The following is a 22,982-nucleotide window of genomic DNA, read 5'->3' as shown; positions in this document are numbered from 1 at the left end:
CACACCGCGGGGCGCTCCGGCAGCTAAAGCTGCTACGACCCCATCGGTGTACTTCCCCTAAAATCACGCTTAAGTGACCAGCATTACCCTAGCATGGTGATAAAAATGATGTGGCATACGATCCACAGGTGAAAAGGATGGCCCAGCCAGCGACTCATCAAGAGTGCAACGATGAGTGAAAAAAGCATAGCCGCGGCTGAAAACACAATGACACTCACCACACCATCGTATAAATATCCCCAATGCATCACGGCAGAGAATGAAACCACAGACGCGATTTGCGGAGCTTCAATCCACAGCAAAATATGGAGACATTTCAGGCTACCACCGAGAGCACCTAGACATACCGTTGATAGAATGATCAGATAAATGACAGACAGATAAAACGACCATATAAAAAGAGCAACTCCCAATCCATCCAATGCTAATTGCCCCGGCAGTTTTTTCCATTACCGTTAAATAGCCTCAAAGCCCCTCAAGAAGCAAATTAAATCACCTGAAAGGAGTTGTGAATTCACACGGTAATGGCGTCGTTATCTGCAACAGATTGGAGCGAAAAGTGATTATGAGCTAACCGACTTGTTATCTGTTTCAACGGTTGGCTGTGTTACGCGATTTTGCTTACGAGCAGCCAGCCACAAACCACTATTTTTCATGGCGTAACCAAACACCAGACCGACTATCAGTGAAGGAACAACCATCTTCCAATCACCATTACCCGCAAAGGTGGCGCAGGCGCCGATAAAAGTACCGGGCACAAAAGCCAGCCAACGCTGCTGCGCCTGAATGCACATAAGGAAAGCGACAATGCCCGTTAAGATATAACCGAGGATCGTCCACTCTGGGCGTAGCGCTCCACCATAAATAATGACTTCAGCCCAGAACACACCGCTCAGCAGTGTACAAAAGCTGATGCCAAACCCCTTCAGCCCGCCCTGTGGACAAGCAAAATAGGCTGTACAACCGAGAAAACCCGCCCAGCTTAGTAGACCGAGGCTAACCGCTACCCAGCCCCAAATGCCAGAAAGGATGCCGGTGGTAATGGCGATAGCAACCAAAACATTCATGATGGAAATCTCACGTATTCAAAAAAAGTAGTTTAACGATGGGAACAGATTATTCGTTGACTGGGTTCACAAATTATAAGTGAAGTGTTTGCATGATTACATTTTATTGTGATTTTTATCACAAATAAAGCTGGTTTTTTAAGCACTCATTTTTGCTAACAAAATTTAGAATCCCCTCTTTTTGACGAATATGGCTACAAATGCGGACACTTCAACAAGAAATAATCACTCAGGGTTCGTTGTCTTCTCAAAAACACAGGTCTAGGTTACGGCTATGACAAAATTTTTAATCGTAACCTCAAGGCTATTTTAATGAAAAAACACATCATTGCAGCCCTGCTGCCTGCGCTCATTATCCCTTCAGCAATGGCATGCACCACAATTTTAGTCGGTGATAAAGCATCGATTGACGGCTCATTTTTAGTCGCTCGTAATGAAGATTATTCCGCCAATAATCCTAAGCATTTTCTAGTCCATCCGCGCGTTGAACACCAGAAAGGCGAATTTAAGTCACACGCTAACGATTTTACCTACCCACTACCGGAAACCTCTCTGCGATACAGCGCTATTTCTGATTTTGACACCAACGACCTGTCAATGGGTGAAGTGGGGTTTAACGAGGCTGGCGTGGGGATGACGGCAACAGAAACGATTTACAATGGTCAGCAGGTTCTAAAATTCGATCCCTACGTCGAGAAAACTGGCATTACCGAAGACGCAATTGAAAACGTGATCCTGCCAAGGATCCACAGCGCTCGCGAAGGGGTGGAACTGCTAGGCAAAATTATCGAAGAAAAAGGGGCTGGTGAAGGCTTTGGCGTTGCCTTTGTCGATCAGCATGAGATCTGGTATTTGGAAACGGGTAGCGGTCATCAGTGGATGGCAACAAAAGTACCGAGCGATAAATATTTCGTCTCGGCCAATCAAGGGCGTTTAAGAACCTATGTTCCTGATGATACCGCGAATTATCTGGGCTCAAAAACCCTGATTAGCTTTGCCGAAAAACACGGTCTATATAATCCTAAAGACGGTGCCTTTGATTTCCATAAAGCCTATTCACAGGATGTCGAAAATGATGTCACTTACAACTATCCACGCGTATGGACAGTGCAACATCTGTTCAATCCTAGCCTGAAAACGGATATAAAAGACGGTACCGCGTTCCCCGTATTCTTACAGCCAGCGCATAAAATATCAGTTGCTGACGTGCAGGCCGCACTGCGCAACCACTATCAGGGCACCTCGCACGATCCGTATGCTAACGCCAATCCAAAGGAACCCTACCGCCCAATTTCAGTATTCCGCACACAGGAATCTCACGTCCTTCAGGTACGTCCTAACCTGCCAAAAGCCATTGGTGAAATCGAGTATGTCGCTATCGGTATGCCATCACTCAGCGTATATATTCCCTATTATCAAGGACTCGAACATTACCTACCGGGCTACGACAAGGGTACCGATAACGCTAGCCAAGACTCGGTCAGTTGGAAATATCGCACGCTGCAAACGCTGGTGATGCAAAACTACAACGCCTATGCGCCAGAGGTAGAAAAAGCCTACGCCGAATTTGAGAAGAATACTGCCACTCAGCAGGCATCCATGGAAAAAGAGTATTTGAAACTTTATCAAGCCCATCCGCAGCAGGCTCAAAAAGTGTTGCAGAACTTTGAAGATAAAGTCATGGCCGATGCCTTAGCGTTAACCAATAAATTAACACAGCAGGTTATTACCCAGATGACACACGATACCGATATGAAATATCACTTCGAAGGGGCTTAATTGCCACTGAGAAACCTCAATACGTTTGGCTGGGGGAAATCTCGCTCCCAGCTAAACGCTCGCCGTCCGCATTATCACATCATGGAATTATCACTTAATCTCTTTAGATAACTTAAAGGGAAAGCCTTCTTTAATAATGTCCATGACTTCTTGAGTATAAGGCGCCATCGACGTTTTCACCAACGCAGGAAAAAATACCATCGGCGATGGAAAAACGTCGACCACATGGCAATGGGAAAGCTTTCTGGCATCGACTTCTGAAGCAGGCAACAAAGTGGCAGCCTCTAGACCCGACTCCAACCAGTCAAGGATCACTCCCGGTTGGGTGACCTGCATAATCACGCGTTGCTCTTTCCCTCCCTTGCGGAAGTGATCCAGCAGAATTTCATAAGTTCCAGCATCACGAGCTCGGTGCAGTAAAACGAGCGGAAATTGACTCAGTTCCAAATAGGGAAAAGGGCTTTGTGGAACTTCAGGCAGCAACTTTTTAGCAATGACCGCCACGATTGGCACAGGTGAAAAAACGAGACAATCATAGCCCTCGGTTTTTCGTGGTTTCTGGATAAGAGCAATATCGATCAGGCTATCATTTAAATGGGATTCCAGATGGCTCGAGTCAAGAACAGATATATTTAATTCCACCTCTGGGTAGCGGCGATGTAATTCCAACAGCAGTGGCTTAAAGTAGTTTTGAAATAAATGCGTTAGCCCAATGCGTAATATTTGCGTTTCGCGATTCGATATTTTTGTTGTTTCACGCGCGGTATCTTCCACCTGGCGTAATATTTCACAGACTTTGCGATAAAGATAATAACCCGCATCAGTCGTCTCAAGCCGGTTTCCATTGCGGACAAACAGCGGTGCATTAAGCTCTTCTTCAAGCTCCTGTATCCGTTTACTCAAAGGAGGTTGAGCCATATTCAGCACACGTGCAGCTTGACTAATCGAGCCTTGCTCTACGACTTTACAAAAGTACTTTAGCCTTTTGAGATCCATACTGTCCTTCCCGATGCTTATACCATCCAAGACTAGAAGATTCTGATACTTTGACCTCGCATAGACTAAAATTCAACACAAAACATTAATGCAACACTTTTAACGTATTTATGACTAATACCCTTCTGATCTAGTGTCTATCACCTAAACGGTATTTGTCACACGATGATACGGGGAATATATCTATAGGGGACATATATTCCAGTTTAAGGTGAAAATATTATGGCTAATAATGCGGATAATAAAATTAAAAATCCAATTCATGATTTACGATCAGCGCTTGAGTTTTTAAAAAATCAGCCGGGTGAGCTTGTCTCTACGAATGTGGAAGTGGATCCGTGCGCGGAGCTCTCTGGCGTTTACCGCTATGTTGGCGCAGGTGGTACTTGCCAACGACCAACACGAAAGAATGGCCCAGCCATGGTGTTTAACAAAATTAAAGGCTTTGATGACATCAGTGTTGTAATTGGTCTGAACGGCTCCCGTAAACGCGTCGGTCACTTTTTGAATTGTGCCCCAGAAAAGCTGGGACACTTGCTGAAAGACTCAGTCAAAAATGCGATTCAACCGGTACTGGTCAGCGCTGATAAAGCCGTATGTCAGCAAGTCACTCACTTTGCTGAAGATGCCGATTTCGACCTACGCAAACTTCTTCCAGCGCCAACCAATACCGAAGAAGATGCAGGGCCTTATATCACCATGGGCCTTTGCTACGCCTCCGATCCCGATACTCATGAATCCGACATCACTATTCACCGCCTGTGCGTACAGAGCCGCGACGAGCTTTCTATGTGGCTAACGCCGGGTCGCCATATCGATGCGTTCCGTATGAAAGCTGAGGCTCAAGGTAAAGCATTGCCCATCTCTATCAGTATCGGCGTAGACCCCGCTATCGAAATTGCTGCCTGTTTTGAGCCGCCTACAACGCCGCTCGGTTTTGATGAATTAAGCATTGCAGGGGCACTGCGCGGTCATGCCGTTGAAATGGTGCAATGTAAAACCATTAATGAAAAAGCGATTGCTCACGCCGAAATCGTGATTGAAGGCGAACTCTTGCCAAACCTACGCGTTCGCGAAGATCAAAATACCAATACCGGTAAAGCCATGCCTGAATTTCCGGGGTATACCGGCGCGGCCAAAGATGCGCTGCCCGTGATTAAAGTCAAGGCCGTGACACATCGATACCATCCCATCTGGCGTACGACTATCGGACCGGGTGAGGAACATGTCAATATGGCCGGTATCCCAACCGAAGCCAGTATTCTGGATATGGTTGAACGAGCGATGCCAGGAAAGCTTCTCAACGTCTTTGCTCACTCAGCCGGTGGTGGGAAATTATTAGCGGTAATGCAGTTTAAAAAATCAGCGCCGGTCGACGAAGGACGTCAACGCCAAGCCGCGTTGCTGGCTTTCTCAGCCTTCTCTGAGCTGAAACACGTGATTCTGGTCGATGAAGATGTTGATATTTTCGACAGCGACGACGTGATGTGGGCCATGCAAACCCGCTATCAGGGCGACGTCGATACGGTCTTTATCCCTGGAGTGCGTTGCCATCCTTTAGATCCTTCCCAAATGCCAGACTATAGCCCTTCAATTTTGCAGGAAGGTATGTCCTGTAAAACTATTTTCGACTGTACGGTACCTTTCCATCTGAAAGCGCACTTTGAACGTTCTCGTTTCAAAGAGCTGGATGTGAAACGTTTTCTACCCGATTTCGAATAAGGAGCCGTGATGGCGACCCAACGTATTATCATCGGCATAAGTGGAGCCTCCGGTTTTCAATATGGCGTTAAAGCCCTAGAGCTACTGAAAGATCGAGAGGATTTGGAGGTACATCTGGTGATATCCAAAGGCGCAGAGAAAACCTGTGAGCTAGAAACCGATTACGTTTTGGATGAAGTGATGGCATTGGCTGATGTTGTGCACCCAGTCACGCATCTGGGCGCGTCGATTTCCAGCGGTTCCTTTCGCACACTCGGTATGTTGGTCGCTCCCTGCTCCATGCGTAGCCTCGCGTCGATCGCTCACTGTATGACGGATAATCTGCTGACCCGCGCCGCCGACGTTGTGCTTAAAGAACGGCGTCGGTTGGTATTGCTGGCGAGAGAAACACCGCTCAATCTTGGCCACTTACGTAATATGCAGCTAGTGACTGAAATGGGAGGAATCATCTTCCCGCCAGTACCCGCGTTGTATCAGCGGCCTCACGACGTGGATGAAATTATCAGCCACAGCGTTGCACGGGCGCTCGACCTATTTGGCATTGAACTGAATAAAATCCCGCGCTGGGGCGAAGGCAAACTCCAACATTTAGCATGATTGGGTTAAGGAATTGATTTAAGAAAGGAAAACTCGATGTTGATTGGACCTTATGTAAACGGAGCTGCGGTGATCGTAGGCGGACTCATTGGCGCTTTGGCAGGTCATAAAATTCCACTACGGGTTAAAACCGCGCTTCCCCTCACCTTTGGACTTTGTTCTGTAGGTTTGGGGATTAATTTAGTTATTAAGGTGAAGTACATGCCAGCCGTTGTTTTGGCAATGGTATTGGGCGCCGTAATCGGCGAGCTCATTTTTCTCGAAAAAGGGATTGGTAAAGCGGCAGGCTCTACCCGAGGGATCGTCAATAAATATCTCCCTCGCGTTCATGGCTTATCGCATGAAGAGTTCACCGAGAAGTTTGTTGCCATCTTGGTGCCTTTTTGTGCCAGCGGAACCGGTATCTTCGGCGCAATGCATGAGGGAATGACCGGCGATCCTTCGATTCTGTATATCAAAACCGTATTGGATCTGTTTACCGCCGGTATTTTTGCCACCATGTTGGGCTATGCCGTGATGACCATCGGGATCCCGCTCATCATCATTCAAGTGGCACTCGCTATGTTAGCGGTGTTTATCCTGCCCATGGTGACACCAGAAATGATGGCTGATTTCTCCTGCGCTGGCGGACTTATCATGATTGCAACAGGGCTACGCATCTGCAATATAAAACCGTTCCCTGTCGCCAATATGCTGCCGGGCTTGATCTTAGTGATGCCTTTTTCTTGGCTTTGGATGACGTTAGTGGTTTAAATTAAAAAAAGGCCGGTAAATACCGGCCTTCGTTATTACGATGCATAGCGGCTTTAACGACTACCTTTTACGCATGAACAGTTCTCGGCGAGATACGCTGACAGGCGTTGCCTGATCCTGCACCGGCAACGATAGCAGCATCTTCAGCGTATCACTGGCTAATGCTTCGCCTTCTGCGGCACTGATATGTGACTCTATCGGCGACATCAAGGAACAGGAGAGTAATTGTCCAGTTTGTGGCAGTTCTCCCACCATAAACGTCATATCACCACGCGGTAGTGAAAGCGCGATACGCTCGCCTAATGCACGCCGTGGCCAAACCTGATCGGGTCCAGGTAAAATCACCACGCTAAGCATCCACGGCGTTAATACCGTTCCCAGCCACTGGCCTTCATACTCTTGCATCTCTACCTTAATCGGCATTTCAGCGCGATAAAACGGTAGATTCGCCATCTCTTGCTGTGCTATGTGCTGATACTGTTCAATCAGCAGTTTTGTGGGATTGTGTTCAAATCCCCAAAACTCATCTGCACCAATCGCATCAGTCATAGGATTAGCAGTCATGCGACACTCCTCTGTGCTCTAACGTGCAGCCATCTTCGCGCAGGATCTGAATAATACGATCCATCGCAATCGGCACCGCGGCGTCAATCGTCGGAGTCATGCCGATGTACGGCTCAAGCGACTGTGGTACGACACCCACCAGTGTGAGACGCTTTGGAAACTCATCGGTCAGATGCAGTGCCGAAAGCACATCGCATAATCCCAACTGATGCGGCGAAATTTTCCGGCTGAAAAAAGCGGGAACTTCATCGTCATGTAGCGTAATCACGCTGCCGGGGGCGGCATCGCTCAGCACCGCATCGGCCACGATCAAATGATCGCGGCTCGCCATGTACTCCATCAGCTCCATGCCAGCCGTGCCGCCATCCATCAACTCAACGCCTTCTGGAAAACGGTAATCCTGCTCTAAACGTTCAACGATGCGTACACCCACCGCTTCGTCGCTGAGCAACAGGTTACCGATGCCTAAGACCAGCGTATTCATTACAACACCTTAACCTTGGTGACTTCGCCACCGCGCGTATCAACCACATGAACCGCACAGGACATACAAGGGTCAAAGGAGTGAACGGTACGCACAACTTCCAGCGGTTTTTCAATATCAGCAATAGGAGTGCCGATCAAGGCCTGTTCATAAGGTCCCGGTTCATCGTTGGTATTACGCGGGCCGGAGTTCCATGTTGACGGTACCACCGCCTGATAGTTCTCGATTTTGCCGCCTTTGATAACGATCCAATGCGAAAGCATACCGCGTGGAGCCTCTTCAAAGCCTACGCCGCGATACTCTTTATCGGCCAAAATTTCTGGTTTGATAAAGGCCACGTGATCGCCTTTACCAATGTTATCGATCAGCGCCTGCCACTGTTGTAACAGAGTATCTTTCAGCACACAGCAGCGTACCGCACGGCCAATAATGCGTCCCATGGTGGAATGCAGTTGTTCAGTTTGCAGGGCTTTACCGTTCAGCGTTGTGTAAAGTCCGTTAACCTCATTGAAGTGTTTAACGGTATCTGGGTGCTTCGCCGCCAGTTTAACCAGCAGATCGGCCAACGGTCCAACCTCAACTACTTTACCGTAGAAGGTGGGGGATTTAACCCACGAGTACTTACCTTCATCCTGCCAGCCAGTGTAGTTCGGTTCAGTTTTGCCTTCCCACGGTTTTAAGATGGCATCATCTTTGTACCATGAATGTTTGCAGCTTTCGGCAATTCCGTCGATCAGCCATTCATCTTTGTGGCTCGTGATCGGACGGTAGTTGCCCATATCACCATTTTCGATATAGCCCCCCGGAAGCAGGAAGCTACCCCCTTTGGCATCGGTGGGCAGTTCAGGCACGCTTAGATAATGCTTTGCTCCCTCGCCCAACGAGAGCCACTCAGGATAGTTAGCTGCGATGATGGCCGCATCAACTTTGTAAACCTGCTCGATGAACTCACCCAAACGCTCAATGAACATTTTCACGTACATCAAGCGCTCAAGGTTCAGCACGCTCGGCGCATCCAAATTGATTGGGTTAGCGACGCCGCCCACAGCCAGATTCTGAATGTGCGGAGATTTGCCGCCTAAAATCGCGACCACACGGTTAGCATCACGCTGACACTCCAGCGCTTGCAGATAGTGGGCAACCGCAATCAGGTTCACCTCTGGCGATAGCTTCATCGCTTTGTGACCCCAATAGCCGTTCGCAAAAATCCCTAACTGGCCGCTAGCAACCAGATCGCGAATTTTCTGCTGCACCTTGGCAAACTCTTCCGAGCTGTTAAGCGACCAGCTAGAAACGCCTTTCAGCATCGCTTCGCATTTTTTCGGATCGGCATTTAGCGCGGCGGTGATATCTACCCAATCCAGCGCAGAAAGTTGATAGAAATGCACGATGTGGTCGTGGATGCTATGTGCCGCCACGATCAGGTTACGAATATATTGTGCGTTGACCGGTACCTCGGCACCAATCGCATTTTCTACCGCACGTACCGATGCAATGGCATGAATCGTGGTACATACGCCGCAAATGCGCTGGACAATCATCCACGCATCGCGCGGATCGTTACCTTTTACAATCTCTTCCATCCCGCGCCACATGGTGCCAGACGACCAAGCCTTGGTTACCTTGCCGTTTTCAATTTCGCAGTCAATGCGCAGATGGCCCTCGATACGGGTGATCGGGTCGATAGTGATACGTTGGCTCATACTTTAGCTTTCCCTCGGGCCTGATAATCTTTATGTACACGTTCAAGCGATGGCAATACCGGTAAAACCCGGATTAGCAACAAATAGGCACAGACTTCAATCGCCACAAAGCCGACCGAAATCAGAATTTCTTCTGACGTTGGGAAATAGTGATAACCATTACCCGGATTGAATGCCAGTAACGAATAGTTCATGCGCCACAGCGCAGCTCCCAGCAGCATGCTTAATGCGCCAAGGAATAACATACGCGAATCACGACGGAATCTATCCCAATGGAACACCAGCAGTGGGAACAACATCAGACCAATTTCACACCAGAAAGAAATAGAGTAACGATTCCACTGTGAGAGGTATTCTGATTTGTCACGCAGCACGATTTCAGCAAAGCGTAGCGCTACAAACAGGATCAGGAAGATATCGATAACCTGTGTTAAGCGATAAAACAGAGGTTTTTCGTTAGGCCCTTTTCCCGCCAGCCCCGCCTGTACCAGTGAGCCTTCAAACACCACAATCGAAAAGCCCATAATAAAGGCCGTTAGCAGTGAGAAGACCGGCAGCAGCTCATAGCTTTGCCACAGCGGGTGGATTTTATTCCCCGCCGCAATCATCAGCGATCCCATCGAGGATTGGTGCATGGTTGGCAACAGTGCGCCTAAAGCCAGAATGAAGAACATGATTTTATTCAGCCACTTCATTGGCACTTTCCAGCCAAATTTCTCCAACACAACGGGGGCAAATTCCAGCGCCATTACACCGATATACACCGTCATACATACCGCGGTTTCAAACAGCACTGAGGACGTATTGAAATGACCCGGCAAATAAAAATATGGCAGGTTCCAATAACGTCCGACGTCGATGGTGATGGATAAGCCACCCAGCGAATAACCGAACAAACTCGCCAACAATGCAGGACGTACTAGCGGGTGATATTCACCACGGTTAAAGACATATACCGCCCACGCCAGTGCCCAACCACCACAGGCAAAACCGGTACCGATTAACAGGTCAAACGAGATCCACAAGCCCCATGGATAGCCTCCGTTCAGATCGGCAACGGAGCCGATCCCGAAGATCAATCGTTTAAGGATGAAAATACCGCACAGCACCACGAAGGGTGCCATCACCATTACCGGCCAACTCACTAAACGGCCGCCTAACGGACTGGCCTTATGTTCACTCATTGTCATCATCTCCGTCATGGTGATTTTTGGTGTTACGACGAATCAATACTGACAGACCCGTCAGAACCACCAGCGGCAAGATCATGCCTTTGTATACGGTATGCTGAATGTGCTCGGAGCGCGCACCGGTAGAGAGTTCAGCCAGTTTTGGCATGCCCAGATTTTCGTATGGCACACCGGCCAACACTAATACCTGCGTCCCACCGCCCTCTTTTTCGCCATAAACATAAGGCTGATAGTTGGCAAGCGGGTGCAAATAGTTATCACCACCGGTCAATGTCTGACGCGGATAGGCATATTCCATACCGGGTTTTGCCGCTAAACGTTTTTTAGCTTCGGCTAATAAATCCTCACGGGTACCGAAAATCACTGCTCCGGTTGGACAGACTTCAACACAGCCCGGCAGTTGGCCTTTGGTAATGCGTTCTAGCCCTTTTTGATCGCACAGCTGACACTTATGAATCTCACCAAACGGGTTGTGATAATCATATTTTGGTACGTCAAATGGACAGCCAACCATGCAGTAACGGCAGCCCGTACAGACATCTGGGTCGTAGTGCACAATGCCCGTTTTGGGATCTTTTCTTAACGCCTGCACCGGACACACCGACACGCAGTTAGCATCAACGCAATGCATGCACTGTTTTTTAATGTAGGCATAGCCGTTTTCGATCTGGTCTTTATTCACGCCAGAACCATCACTCCATACCTGAATAATGTTATTGGTATAGGGTGTTAGTTTGTCGTTGTCAGACCACGTTTGTGGGCCGTTTGGGTTGATCTGGTTTTTATTCAAGCGCTGACATTCCGCCACGCAGGCCTGACAGCCTACGCATAGCGTTGAGTCATACAGCATGCCAACTGCACCTGGGATGGGCGGTTTGTTCTCCACCGCATGCGCAGTGCCTGATGTCACCGTACCTGCAGCCAGCGCTCCGGCAGAGGCAAACTTAATAAAATTTCTTCTGTCCACGGTTATTCCCCCCGTGAATCATGGTGCTCAGAGTGACTTTTCTCTGCGTTTTTGCGCTCGGACTCGTGGCGCTTTTGCTGGCGGCCAAGCTCACGCACCGTCATCAAGCTCACCCCAATCAATATCCCTAAGGCACCGCCGATGAGGCCAGTAGCCGTTGGAGAAATATGCCCACCTTCACGGTTATCTACAGCAGGTTTATCCACGCGCGGCGTCGGATTCTCTACATTCGCTAGCTGGAAAATGCCTTTGGTAAAACCCACCCCCTGCTCATTACAGCCGTAGCAAGGATGACCGATACCCACTGGCCAGATCCCGCCGCCAATATCGCAGAACTCCAACGTTGAGCAGTTACCGTAAGTTTCTGGCCCTTTACAGCCAAGGTGATACAAACACCAGCCTTGACGGTGGCCGTAATCGCCAAACTCTTTGGCAAAACGACCCGCGTCAAAGTGCGGACGACGTTCGCAGTTCTCGTGAATCAAACGTTCATAGGCAAACAGGGGACGATGTTTGCTATCCAGAGCGGGCAGTTTGCCGTAGGTGATGTAATACACCACGGTAGTTAGGAAGTTATGTGGGTTAGGAGGACAACCTGGGATATTGATCACCGGTTTGCCGATGGCCTCTTCAAGACTCACCGCACCGGTTGGGTTACCGCCAATGGCAGGAACACCGCCCCATGCAGCGCAAGATCCAATAGCAATGACTGCCGCCGCATCAGCCGCCGCTCGGCGAATATGATCGACAATAGGTTCGCCCGCGACCATGCAATACACGCCGCCGTCTTTTAATGGGATAGACCCATCGACGACCAGCACATATTTGCCTTTGTAACGCTTCATCGCGTTATGCTTATTTTCTTCGGCTTGATGACCAAACGCTGCGGATAATACCTCGTGATATTCGAGCGAAATGGTATTTAGGATCAGATTTTCAATCGTTGGATGCGTTGCCCGCAACAACGATTCGGTACAGCCAGTGCATTCTTGAGCACCTATCCAGATGACAGGTGGTCTCTGTGGGTCGGTAATTGCCGCAGCCATTTCAGCCGCCGCATTGGAACTTAGCCCTAGTGTGGCGGCCATACCCGCGCACAACTTCATGAAGTCACGACGGTTCACACCGTGTGCGGATAGAAAGTTATCCTCAGCCATTCGTAGTATTCCTTAGATGCGCATTCGTCTGGCGGAATGCTTAGGTGGGCAAATGCTAAGGATTAACCCTACTAGTTGTGGTTGATCTTTATCAAGTTGAGAAGGATTAGCTTAACGTCAACACGAATTATGTGAATAAAACCGATTCAGCGGAAATTAAATAGCATAAATATTCCGCAATTTTTATTATCCCGAGTGTTGAAATAATTATATTGATTACTGTTATATGATTTTTCTTATTGGATAGATGCGTTCTAAATGAGAGTGGTTTTTATTAAAAATAAAAAATAGAATTAAATAAATTAAATTCATTTAAATTTTTAGTTAAATATTAAAGGTTATTGAAGATATAGAGAGGTTATCAATATTAGGGGTGGGTTGTGGGATTTAGTGTAGGGCTCAGCCTGCCTATCGTTGATGGAACTGTTGTGTAATATTTCGTTCGCCTATCATCTATGTCACCGTTGTGTAAGGTTCCGCCCGCCAGTCAATATCGAGCTTCATTGATACCCTAGTGAAGGCGTACGGGCAGAGACCACTAGCGCGTGGTCTCTGCACTCGCGCGCTTTTATCCGAGACGCCATCTCCGCTCCGGTTTGGTATCGCCCATCCAGGGCGCCCCAAACTCCGCCGATACATCCCTGTATCGGCGGCTCTATCTACCAAGACTTAAACAATTAAAAAGACAAAAGCAGGGTGGTCTTTTTCTTTTGATTTTGACGTTGACCTTTTCCGGCACATTACCGGACAGCCGAGTGAATCATGCAGGTTAGGATTCGCCGATTGATATCGGCGAAAGAACGACGGAGGCATGGATGCCGATTGTCGTTCGTTCCGTTAAGACCGGAATGATGAGACGAGGGAACCCGCGTAGCGGGCTGGGAGGGGGTGCCAAGCTGGGGTGTCGGGGGGCAGCGATTGGCCCCCCGACTCGGACGCCTGCACGAAGTGCATGTATATTTCGGTGTATTAGGCGTACGAAACCTAACGCCACGCTATTTTCCTTCGTTCCGTTAAAGCCGGAATGACGAGATTCGGGTACCTACGAAGCAGGCTGAAGGACGGTGCTAAGCTGGGGTGTCAGGGGGCAGCGATTGGCCCCCCGACTCGGACGCCTGCACGAAGTGCATGTATATTTCGGTGTATTAGGCGTACGAAACCTAACGCCAAACATCAACAACAACATCAACACCAGGCGTACGAAAAGTTAGCCTCTATACCCCCACCTGATAACAATCCGCCTCCACCCCATCTACATACAACTGACGTGTTTCCCCTGCCGGCAGACGAAGGGTGATTTCCTTCCACGCAGGTCGGAAATCTCCTTTACGCGTGAAGTTAACGTCAATTCGCTGATTATCCGCCGTGATTTCCCAATTTAGCCACAGTGCATGACCTTCTCGCCAAGCATGGGTTTCACCGTCATCTTCAAACAGTAGTCCTTTGTCTTTGCCTTTGCCCATCGGTGGAAACAGCAACAGTTCGCGTGAATCATCAGCGGAAGAGTCAACAAATGCGGTGCGTCCTGATATTGGTAACATTGCCCCCGCACGAACCATCAGCGGAAGACGTTCTAACGGAGCGTCGACGGTAATCGTCTGCCCGCCGCTGAACCACTGGCCAGTGTAGAAATCATACCAACCGCTTTCATTGGCTGGTAGGTAAACATCACGCAGACGCTGCCCCTGCTCTACTACGCTGGCGACCAATAGGTCTTTACCCAGCATAAAATCATCGGTTTCTGCAAAGGTTGCGGCATCATTTTCATGGTCGAGGAACGTTGGACGCAGCATTGGCTCATCGTTCTCACAGGCCTGCCACAGCAGATTGTAGAAATAAGGTAATAGACGATAGCGCAATACAATGGCATCACGGATCGCAGGGGTTACCGCTGGGTACATCCAAGGTTCGTTGACGGTGTGATCATCATTCCACGAATGGATGGTAAAGCGTGGGTGCATCACGCCATTCTGAACCCAGCGCACAAATAGCTCGGCATCTGGTTTGTCGCCAGAGAACCCGCCGACGTCATGCCCCACATTATATAGACCTGACAAACTCATCCCTACACCCATCCGAGTGTTGTAGCGCAAAGTCTGCCAACTGGTCCGATTATCGCCGCTCCAGGTTTGCACATAGCGCTGCATACCGGCACAACCAGAACGAGAGATAAGATATGGGCGTTGCTGCGGTGCAAAACGTTGCTGAGCTTCTAAGGAAGCACGCATCATCAGCAACGGCATTACTGGGCGGATCTGCTTGATGGCAATTTCCTCACCAAAACCATGGCAGCGTGCCTCACCGTCCCAGACTTCATATTCGTTGTTGTCGTTCCACGTAGAATCAATGCCCATCTCTAACAACTGCTGGGTGACATTCTCCTGCCACCACTTCACCGTTGCTGGATTGGTGAAATCAAGGTGCGAACCTTCATCATCCCAAAACACTGAGCGTTCTGCGTTATCGGATTCGGAATCACGGATAAACAGCCCCTGCTGTGCCACTTCCTGATACTTAGGATGATCCTGTAACAAGCAAGGTTTGATGTTCGCCGCCAGTTTTAGCCCTGCGTCGTGGAATGCCTGCGACATCACTTTTGGCTGCGGAACTTTGTCGTAGTTCCAATTAAAGACATATCGCTTATGGTTAATCGACGTGTAACCGGAGGATAACTGGAATGAGTCACACGGAATATCGTGCTCACGGCACAGCTCGATGAATTTCATCAGCTGATTTTGTGCGTCCGGCGCATCGGTATAATGCATGGTTGAACCGCTATAGCCGAGACTCCATTTTGGCCCAAACAGCGTCTTACCGGTCAAGCGAACAAAAGCTTTGGTGACATCCAGTACTTTCGGCCCAACGAAGATGTAGTAATCCAAATCACCGGCTTCGGCCTGATAGCGACGGTAGGCCAGATGGTAGTTATCGAGCTCATTCCCCAAATCCAGCATGGTGCTGCTGAGGTTGTCATAAAACAGGCCAAAACTGACATCATCTCTGTGAGTAATCGTAAACGGAATATGCTTGTAGAGTGGATCGGTTGAAGCCGCGTTATAGCCCATCGCGTCCAAATTACGCATTTCATAACGACCGCCGGTACGATTAAGATCGCCTGCTTTTTCACCTAGGCCATAATAGCTCTCCGTCGGAAATCGACGTTGATAATGGGCTACGCCATCGCCGTGCGCATTCAGCAAATAGGCGCTGGTTGGACGATCGGCAGCGAGTAGCTGCCATTCTCCCGCCTCATTGCGGTATTCCCATTGCAGCCATAGAGGCTGATTGACGCTAACTCGCATGCGGTCAGTGCTAATACGCAGACCGTTATCAGTTTGCTCCAGCTCAAACGCCGGTAACGTAAATCCTTCGGTGCTTTCACGATCGCGCCCTTCCCAAGGTACATCAGCCTGCGGCGCAATACTCCAAGTACGGTTCAGCGCTAGCTCACCGCGCTGTTTGATCAACACACGGAATAGCCCAGACTCCAGAACGTAAATACGGAACAGATGCTGATCGTCAACTTTAAGCTCAACGTGATCGGCAGCTTGATGATTCAGAACCCAGTTTTTCAACGTTTTCATGATAGTACTCGTCTAAAATAGATAAAAAATAATCATGCCTGATGCGTCTTCTGACGACGCTCGGCAATAAATGCGATCAGGAATACCGCGCCAATCAGGTCAAAAAAGCCCATCGCGATAAACAGCGGGTTGTAGCCAATTTTGTCGGCGGTCACACCGATCAACAGAGAGAACAAGAAACTGGCGATCCACGCAAAGGAGCCGCGCATTCCGTTAACCGTTGCCATTTGACCTTTATCGAAGGACTCAACCACGAGTGCGCTCAACATGCAGGAGATCACCTGATGGCCAAAGCCACCTACTGAAATCAGTGCAATGGTGATGTAGGGGTCTTGAGTGATGGCGACCAGTGCCAAAGAGAGCATCAAAAATGCACCGGTGACCGAGCTTGCAACAATAGAATTAACGCGTGAGGTACCAAATAGTTTGGCGTAGATTCGGGTTAAATACCCACTGGCCACGCTGCCCAAGTCAGCAGCCAAGAACGGCAACCAAGCAAACATAGCAATCTGCTTTAGATCCATGCCGCGCTCATTAGCTAAATAAAGCGGTACCCAGAAACTGAGCACTGCCCACGCAGGCTCGGCCATAAAGGCTGGGAGCGCAATACCATAGAAACGCTTGTTTTTAGAAACCGTTGCTAACGCCTTGAAGAAAGGCAGCTTCACCGGCGCCGGTTCATTATCCTGCTTGATATATTGCAGTTCGGATGAGCTTAGATTCGGATGTTTATCTGGGTTATGGTAAAACAACCACCATAGGATCACCCACAACATGGCCAGTACGCCCGAGAACATGAATGCCCCCTGCCAGCCAAATGAAGCATGAGCAATAACGATAATCGGCGGTGCCAGCATTGCACCAATAGAAAAACCGACACCGGCCCAGCCAGCAGCAATCGGACGTTCCTTTTTCGGAAACCACTCGCCGATGGTTTTCGCATTAGCCGGCGTCGCAGCAGCCTCAGCGCCCCCCATGAAGAAACGCAAAATGGCTAATTGCATCCAACTGCCCGCACCTGCATGCAACATGCACATTAATGCCCAAATACCTGCGCATATCAGGAAGCCGAGCTTCAGACCAATGACGTCAATCAGCCAACCGCATAACGGCTGAAATACGGTATAAGCAATCTGAAAAGCCCCCACAATCCACGAATATTGTTCGGTGGTCATTCCCAAACTGGTTTTGAGCTCTGGCGCTAAAATCCCCAACGAGTTACGTGTGATGTAGTTCACCGTCACACCGAGTAGAAACAGCGCCAACATCCACCAGCGCAAATTCTTGATCTTACGCTTTCCCTTTACAGCTACAGCGGGTTGATTCATATCAAGACTCATCGTGATCCCCTGATCGCGGTAGCAACAAACACTCGTCTGACACATTATTGGTATATCAGGTTTTATAACGTGTCCAACCAATGATTTTATTGCTAACTTTGACTATCCGATTGATTTTAATTTGATTGTTTTAATTTATCGGCCAAAACACAGCATGAAATTGGTCGACCAATTGAGAGTAAAGAAGTTAAAAACGTGGGGATACGCACTTTTTTGCAAAGATTTTCATGAGAATCTTAAAAACGATTATTTTCAGTCAAAAACCCCGTTAAATGGCGATTATTGGCTTATGAAAATTTTGTCATTTTCGAATTTGAACGAGATCACAAAATGAACGGAAAGCTAAAAATAAGGGAAATAGCTGCCCAAACAGGATTATCTATCAGCACGGTTTCACGCGTGTTATCGGGAAAGTCAAACACCAGTGAGTCTGCCAAACAGCAGATTTTAGCCGCGGCTCGTCAGCATGGGGTGCTTGATGATATATCGACAGGCAGAATGCTGCTTAACGGCTTAGTCGTTTTTGCTCCTCAACGGGCTTTTGATGTGCGGTCTGACATCTTCTACTACAAGGTGATACAGGGTATTGCTCAAGCACTAGAACCTCATGAGGTGCGGTTGCGTTACTGTTCCCTAGAAGAAAATGACAATGACGTTTCTCTGTTCCTGCAAAAGATGAACGAGCCGGCAACCGAGGCTGCCATATTGATTGGGATCGACGATCCATACATTCATTCCCTCGCAGCTGATTTAGGTAAACCCTGTATTCTGGTCAACTGTCGCGATCGCAAAATGCGTTTACCGGGCATTGCCCCCGATCATCAAATGATCGGCGCATTCTCAGCTAACTATCTCTTTGAGCAAGGACATCGCCATATTCTGAGTCTGCTGTGTTTACGTCGCTACACTATGGAGCTGCGTTTGGCGGGGATCCGTGAAGCCTATCAAACGAATAACCTGCCATTTAATGAGGAAACCGCCCTGCTCTCTACCCCGAGTTTTGGCGCTACGGACGCCGAACTTGCCGTGAAACAGTTTTTAGAGCACAGTCCTGCCGAGCATCGCCCCACGGCGATTCTGGCCGGCGGCGACTATATGGCTGTCGGTGCAGTCAATGCCTTGCTGAACGCGGGATTACGCGTGCCTCAGGACATTTCAGTCATGAGTATGGATGGGTTTAACCTGGCCGCTATCCACGATATTCCACTTACGTCAGTACATGTGCCCCGCGATGAATTGGGTGAAGAAGCCGTACGCATGCTGCAACGCCGCCTGATGCAGCCTAATACGCCGGTAGGTAACCTACTGCTCAACGGAACACTGGTCATACGTGACTCTGTGCGCCGCATCCGTACCAGCCAAAATCAGGCACTGGTACAGAAAGACAGCCTTTATGATTAACCCAACAAAACACAGTAAAATTCATGTATTAACGAATACCGCTTATGGCAAACTGCCACCACTTCCCTACGCTGCAAAAGCAGCTTACAAAAGAGAAAACTCCGCGATGAAATGGCTTTGCTCGCTCAGTCTGGTCGCAGGACTGATTGCTACTACGCTGTCTCCAGTCTATGCAGACGCAACACAACCGGCTCACCCCTTGGTGAAACCACAATCCACCCAGCAGCGTGATGCTTTTGTCACCGATCTGCTGAGCAAAATGACGCTCGATGAAAAAATTGGTCAGATGCGTCTTATCAGCGTAGGGCCAGATAATCCTAAAGAAGCCATTCGCGAAATGATTAAACAGGGTCAGGTCGGGGCGATTTTTAATACGGTGACCCGCCAAGATATTCGCAAGATGCAGGATCAGGCAATGCAGCTCAGTCGCCTGAAAATCCCTCTGTTTTTTGCCTATGACGTGGTTCATGGCCAGCGTACCGTTTTTCCGATTAGCCTAGGATTAGCATCCAGTTGGAACCGTGACGCAGTGACTACCGTAGGGCGTATTTCTGCCTATGAAGCTAGCGAAGATGGTTTAAATATGACGTGGGCGCCCATGGTGGATGTCACCCGCGATCCGCGTTGGGGGCGAACGTCTGAAGGCTTTGGCGAGGATACCTACTTGACGTCGGAGATGGGCCGCCTAATGGTAGAAGCGATGCAGGGCAACAATCCGGCGGATCGTAACTCTGTCATGACCAGCGTGAAGCACTTTGCCGCCTACGGCGCGGTAGAGGGAGGACGCGATTACAATACGGTGGACATGAGCCCACAGCGCCTGTTCCAAGACTATATGCCACCTTATAAAGCAGCCTTAGATGCTGGCAGCGGCGGTGTGATGGTTTCATTAAACTCCATTAACGGCACGCCTGCCACGTCCAACAGTTGGTTGTTAAAAGATGTCCTACGCGATGAGTGGAATTTCAAGGGCATCACGATTAGCGATCACGGTGCAATCAAAGAATTGATTAAGCATGGTGTGGCTAGCGATCCGGAGGATGCCGTGCGCGTGGCGGTAAAATCTGGCATCGACATGAGCATGAGCGATGAGTATTACAGCAAATACCTGCCTAGCTTAGTAAAAAGCGGTCGAGTCAGCGAAAAAGAGGTTGATGATGCGGCGCGTCATGTCTTAAACGTGAAGTATGACATGGGGTTGTTTACCGATGCCTATAGTCATTTGGGGCCTGTCGGTTCAGATCCGGTTGATACTAATGCGGAAAGTCGCCTGCATCGCCCTGAGGCACGTAGCGTCGCCCGTGAAAGCATGGTGCTACTGAAAAACCGCTTAAACACCCTGCCGCTAGCTAAATCCGGCACTATTGCCCTGATCGGCCCATTGGCCGACAGCAAACGTGATGTTATGGGCAGTTGGTCTGCTGCCGGCGTCGTTGATCAATCGGTCACCGTGCTCCAAGGTCTACGCAACGCCGTGGGTGACAAAGCGCAAATCGTCTATGCCAAAGGTGCCAATGTCTCTAACGATCCGGGGATCACTGATTTCCTGAATCTGTATGAGAAAGCCGTAACCGTCGATCCGCGCTCGCCACAGGCGATGATTGACGAAGCGGTTGCCACAGCGAAAAAATCTGACGTCATCGTGGCCGTTGTCGGTGAAGCACAAGGCATGGCACATGAAGCCTCGAGCCGCAGCGATATTACTATTCCGCAAAGCCAGCGTGATCTGATTGCTGCATTGAAGCAAACGGGTAAGCCTTTGGTTCTAGTACTGATGAACGGCCGTCCACTGGCGCTTGAAAAAGAAGACCAGCAGGCCGATGCGATCTTAGAAAGCTGGTTCTCAGGCACCGAAGGGGGCAATGCGATTGCCGATGTTCTGTTTGGTGACTACAACCCATCCGGCAAACTACCGATGTCCTTCCCTCGTTCAGTTGGACAAATCCCTATTTATTACAGCCATCTGAACACCGGTCGCCCTTACAACCCGGAAAAACCAGAGAAATACACCTCGCATTATTACGATGCCGCAAATGGCCCACTCTATCCGTTTGGCTATGGATTGAGCTACACCACTTTCAGCGTTTCTGACGTGAAGATGTCTAGCCCAATAATGAAACGCGATGGTTCGGTGACCGCAAGCGTGACGGTGAAAAACACCGGTAAACGTGACGGTGCGACGGTAGTTCAGCTCTATATTCAGGATAAAACCGCCACCATGAGTCGCCCCGTTAAAGAGCTGAAAGGCTTTGAGAAAGTGATGCTGAAATCTGGCGAGCAAAAAACCATTCACTTTAAGATTGATGAGAACCAACTCAAGTTCTGGAATGCTTCAATGAAATATGTGTCAGAGCCAGGCAAGTTTAACGTATTTATTGGGTTAGATTCGCAGCGAGTTAATCAGGGAGAATTTGAGCTGCTGTAAAATAGAGAAAATAGCGGTGGAATGCTTGCACAAGCTTCCACCCGCTTACCGATAAAAATACCTCTGACACATAACTTGAAATAGCTTTATTCCAGCCCATAATTATATTTACCGTTAGTCGTACAGAGTTTCAGGAGATATTATGCCTGATAAGATAGCCTCTTGGCTCATCATGTTTGCGTTTAGTCTATCGTTGGCGATGCTCGCCAGCATGCTGGGAGAGAGCAACATATGGGCTATCATAAGTATCTTTACTGTAACATATTTTATTTGTGACATAATTCTTACGGTCATAGAGTAAGGATATGATGACGCTATGACCGTGAAAATAGCAAGCTCGTCATTTGAGCTAATGTGGACAATCCCCCTTATCAAACGTCAGACTAATTTGGTCAAGACCACGCATAAAGAGATACTCGACTTTCATATTGTATAACTGGATAATTGGCTGATTACACATATTTTTAAATGCTGGCAAACTAAGTCGATATATATTCAACCTAGTGAAATCTTCTTTTTTCACATCCGTTAATGTATATTCATAGGTTAATACATTATTATTACGATAAACGTCTTTTATTGTTATTTCATTATTTAGCTTTAATGGATACGAACTTTTGGTCTTCGAAATATCTTCGTCAACCGCGGCCCACTGAGCCGGTGTAATTCTTTGCATTATCCACTCAGTGCCTTTCATTATCCCAAACAAAAGAAGAAATGAGGCAACTGCGCAAGCAAACATATATTTAGTTATTTTTTTATCGTTGAATTTTTTCCCTTTACGCCAACGATGAAACTCTATCGTTCCTACGACACCATATGAGAAACACACGATTAAAACAATCAACAATATATTAAAATGATACTCCGTTTTCACATTGCCAATATAATATAATTTTGGTGCTATCGCCTGAGAAAGAATATATAACAACAATATCAATATAGCGCATGTGCGGCTGCGTCGATAAATCCCATAAGACAACAGTAAATAAATCACCACATCAATTAAATCCCACAATGGCGTTTTAAATACTATCCATTGATAAACAAAAAGACACAGTGTCAACACAAACAAAACAATTCCCGCTTGCCAGCCATTTTTTATCGCGCGATTAATTTTCTTCGGTATGATGTTAGTTTCTGCGCCAGATACTCCTTTAGAAGAATCATTTACATCATCAATCACATCCGTGTTTTCACTATTCATATATAATCAATTCCATTGATAAAAACCATAACTTCATAATATATCA

17 protein-coding genes and 1 pseudogene are annotated in these 22,982 nt (G+C 48.3%); 6 read left to right on the top strand and 12 right to left on the bottom strand.

The features are described from left to right. Window positions 1-83: 83 nt before the first annotated feature. Complete coding sequence (locus M988_RS06895; protein ID WP_064573408.1) at window positions 84-422, bottom strand: hypothetical protein; 339 nt, start codon at window positions 420-422, stop codon at window positions 84-86. A gap of 141 nt (window positions 423-563) precedes the next feature. After that, on the bottom strand, window positions 564-1,067 hold the full coding sequence (locus tag M988_RS06890; RefSeq protein WP_064573406.1) for a DUF1097 domain-containing protein: 504 nt from the start codon (window positions 1,065-1,067) through the stop codon (window positions 564-566). A 312-nt stretch (window positions 1,068-1,379) separates the two neighbouring features. On the opposite strand from M988_RS06890, the gene M988_RS06885 reads away from it, so the two are divergent. Further along, window positions 1,380-2,846: a C69 family dipeptidase gene (locus tag M988_RS06885; protein WP_064573404.1), complete on the top strand. Its 1,467-nt coding sequence runs from the start codon at window positions 1,380-1,382 to the stop codon at window positions 2,844-2,846. 90 nt (window positions 2,847-2,936) lie between these two features. Here M988_RS06885 and M988_RS06880 read toward each other — a convergent pair whose 3' ends face one another. Then, window positions 2,937-3,842 (bottom strand): LysR family transcriptional regulator, encoded by a 906-nt coding sequence (locus tag M988_RS06880; protein WP_008813984.1) that lies wholly within the window; start codon window positions 3,840-3,842, stop codon window positions 2,937-2,939. Between the two features lie 222 nt (window positions 3,843-4,064). On the opposite strand from M988_RS06880, the gene M988_RS06875 reads away from it, so the two are divergent. The 3 genes from M988_RS06875 to M988_RS06865 are packed head-to-tail and all read left to right on the top strand — an operon-like array spanning window position 4,065 to window position 6,914. After that, window positions 4,065-5,564, top strand: a complete 1,500-nt coding sequence (locus M988_RS06875) for a UbiD family decarboxylase (RefSeq protein ID WP_008813985.1) — start codon at window positions 4,065-4,067, stop codon at window positions 5,562-5,564. 9 nt (window positions 5,565-5,573) lie between these two features. Next, a complete protein-coding gene (locus M988_RS06870) occupies window positions 5,574-6,161 on the top strand; it encodes a UbiX family flavin prenyltransferase (RefSeq protein ID WP_064573401.1) in 588 nt (195 codons plus the stop codon). 36 nt (window positions 6,162-6,197) lie between these two features. Then, window positions 6,198-6,914 (top strand): DUF554 domain-containing protein, encoded by a 717-nt coding sequence (locus M988_RS06865; RefSeq protein WP_064573396.1) that lies wholly within the window; start codon window positions 6,198-6,200, stop codon window positions 6,912-6,914. A gap of 60 nt (window positions 6,915-6,974) precedes the next feature. Here M988_RS06865 and hybE read toward each other — a convergent pair whose 3' ends face one another. The 8 genes and pseudogenes from hybE to M988_RS06825 all read right to left on the bottom strand — a co-directional run bounded on the left by hybE (window position 6,975) and on the right by M988_RS06825 (window position 17,903). Beyond that, window positions 6,975-7,478 carry a hydrogenase-2 assembly chaperone gene (gene hybE / locus M988_RS06860; protein WP_008813996.1) on the bottom strand — a complete coding sequence of 168 codons (504 nt, stop codon included), beginning with the start codon at window positions 7,476-7,478 and terminating at the stop codon, window positions 6,975-6,977. After that, window positions 7,468-7,962, bottom strand: coding sequence for a HyaD/HybD family hydrogenase maturation endopeptidase (locus M988_RS06855; RefSeq protein WP_064573395.1), 495 nt, complete (start codon window positions 7,960-7,962; stop codon window positions 7,468-7,470). The genes hybE and M988_RS06855 overlap by 11 nt, the downstream gene beginning before the upstream one ends. Beyond that, on the bottom strand, window positions 7,962-9,665 hold the full coding sequence (gene hybC, locus M988_RS06850; RefSeq protein WP_008813998.1) for a hydrogenase 2 large subunit: 1,704 nt from the start codon (window positions 9,663-9,665) through the stop codon (window positions 7,962-7,964). Before hybC ends, M988_RS06855 begins: the two co-directional genes overlap by 1 nt. Continuing rightward, a pseudogene (gene hybB / locus M988_RS06845) lies at window positions 9,607-10,849 on the bottom strand (Ni/Fe-hydrogenase cytochrome b subunit). Before hybB ends, hybC begins: the two are co-directional and overlap by 59 nt. Next, on the bottom strand, window positions 10,842-11,822 hold the full coding sequence (hybA, locus tag M988_RS06840; protein WP_064573394.1) for a hydrogenase 2 operon protein HybA: 981 nt from the start codon (window positions 11,820-11,822) through the stop codon (window positions 10,842-10,844). The pseudogene hybB and the gene hybA overlap by 8 nt, the downstream one beginning before the upstream one ends. A 2-nt stretch (window positions 11,823-11,824) precedes the next feature. Beyond that, on the bottom strand, window positions 11,825-12,979 hold the full coding sequence (gene hybO, locus M988_RS06835; RefSeq protein ID WP_064573391.1) for a hydrogenase 2 small subunit: 1,155 nt from the start codon (window positions 12,977-12,979) through the stop codon (window positions 11,825-11,827). Between the two features lie 1,214 nt (window positions 12,980-14,193). Beyond that, window positions 14,194-16,563, bottom strand: a complete 2,370-nt coding sequence (locus M988_RS06830) for a glycoside hydrolase family 31 protein (protein ID WP_064573389.1) — start codon at window positions 16,561-16,563, stop codon at window positions 14,194-14,196. Window positions 16,564-16,595: 32 nt separating this feature from the next. Next, window positions 16,596-17,903: an MFS transporter gene (locus M988_RS06825; protein ID WP_039185461.1), complete on the bottom strand. Its 1,308-nt coding sequence runs from the start codon at window positions 17,901-17,903 to the stop codon at window positions 16,596-16,598. A 330-nt stretch (window positions 17,904-18,233) separates the two neighbouring features. Here M988_RS06825 and M988_RS06820 point away from each other — a divergent pair, with 330 nt between their 5' ends. Continuing rightward, window positions 18,234-19,304 carry a LacI family DNA-binding transcriptional regulator gene (locus tag M988_RS06820; protein WP_064573433.1) on the top strand — a complete coding sequence of 357 codons (1,071 nt, stop codon included), beginning with the start codon at window positions 18,234-18,236 and terminating at the stop codon, window positions 19,302-19,304. A gap of 106 nt (window positions 19,305-19,410) precedes the next feature. Then, window positions 19,411-21,729: a beta-glucosidase BglX gene (bglX, locus tag M988_RS06815; RefSeq protein WP_040012454.1), complete on the top strand. Its 2,319-nt coding sequence runs from the start codon at window positions 19,411-19,413 to the stop codon at window positions 21,727-21,729. Window positions 21,730-22,078: 349 nt separating this feature from the next. On the opposite strand, the gene M988_RS06810 is transcribed toward bglX, so the two are convergent. Continuing rightward, window positions 22,079-22,936: a hypothetical protein gene (locus tag M988_RS06810; RefSeq protein WP_064573388.1), complete on the bottom strand. Its 858-nt coding sequence runs from the start codon at window positions 22,934-22,936 to the stop codon at window positions 22,079-22,081. Window positions 22,937-22,982: the final 46 nt, after the last annotated feature.

The organism is Hafnia paralvei ATCC 29927, assembly GCF_001655005.1.
In the GTDB taxonomy this organism is placed as follows: Bacteria; Pseudomonadota; Gammaproteobacteria; order Enterobacterales; family Enterobacteriaceae; genus Hafnia; species Hafnia paralvei.
This window is presented reverse-complemented; position numbering and strand designations above follow the sequence as displayed.

Coding starts and splice junctions, on each gene's coding strand:
- M988_RS06890 (WP_064573406.1), bottom strand. CDS start 1,067: ATGAATGTTTTGGTTGCTATCGCCATTACCACCGGCATCCTTTCTGGC.
- M988_RS06885 (WP_064573404.1), top strand. CDS start 1,380: ATGAAAAAACACATCATTGCAGCCCTGCTGCCTGCGCTCATTATCCCT.
- M988_RS06880 (WP_008813984.1), bottom strand. CDS start 3,842: ATGGATCTCAAAAGGCTAAAGTACTTTTGTAAAGTCGTAGAGCAAGGC.
- M988_RS06875 (WP_008813985.1), top strand. CDS start 4,065: ATGGCTAATAATGCGGATAATAAAATTAAAAATCCAATTCATGATTTA.
- M988_RS06870 (WP_064573401.1), top strand. CDS start 5,574: ATGGCGACCCAACGTATTATCATCGGCATAAGTGGAGCCTCCGGTTTT.
- M988_RS06865 (WP_064573396.1), top strand. CDS start 6,198: ATGTTGATTGGACCTTATGTAAACGGAGCTGCGGTGATCGTAGGCGGA.
- hybE (WP_008813996.1), bottom strand. CDS start 7,478: ATGACTGCTAATCCTATGACTGATGCGATTGGTGCAGATGAGTTTTGG.
- M988_RS06855 (WP_064573395.1), bottom strand. CDS start 7,962: ATGAATACGCTGGTCTTAGGCATCGGTAACCTGTTGCTCAGCGACGAA.
- hybC (WP_008813998.1), bottom strand. CDS start 9,665: ATGAGCCAACGTATCACTATCGACCCGATCACCCGTATCGAGGGCCAT.
- hybO (WP_064573391.1), bottom strand. CDS start 12,979: ATGGCTGAGGATAACTTTCTATCCGCACACGGTGTGAACCGTCGTGAC.
- M988_RS06830 (WP_064573389.1), bottom strand. CDS start 16,563: ATGAAAACGTTGAAAAACTGGGTTCTGAATCATCAAGCTGCCGATCAC.
- M988_RS06825 (WP_039185461.1), bottom strand. CDS start 17,903: ATGAGTCTTGATATGAATCAACCCGCTGTAGCTGTAAAGGGAAAGCGT.
- M988_RS06820 (WP_064573433.1), top strand. CDS start 18,234: ATGAACGGAAAGCTAAAAATAAGGGAAATAGCTGCCCAAACAGGATTA.
- bglX (WP_040012454.1), top strand. CDS start 19,411: ATGAAATGGCTTTGCTCGCTCAGTCTGGTCGCAGGACTGATTGCTACT.
- M988_RS06810 (WP_064573388.1), bottom strand. CDS start 22,936: ATGAATAGTGAAAACACGGATGTGATTGATGATGTAAATGATTCTTCT.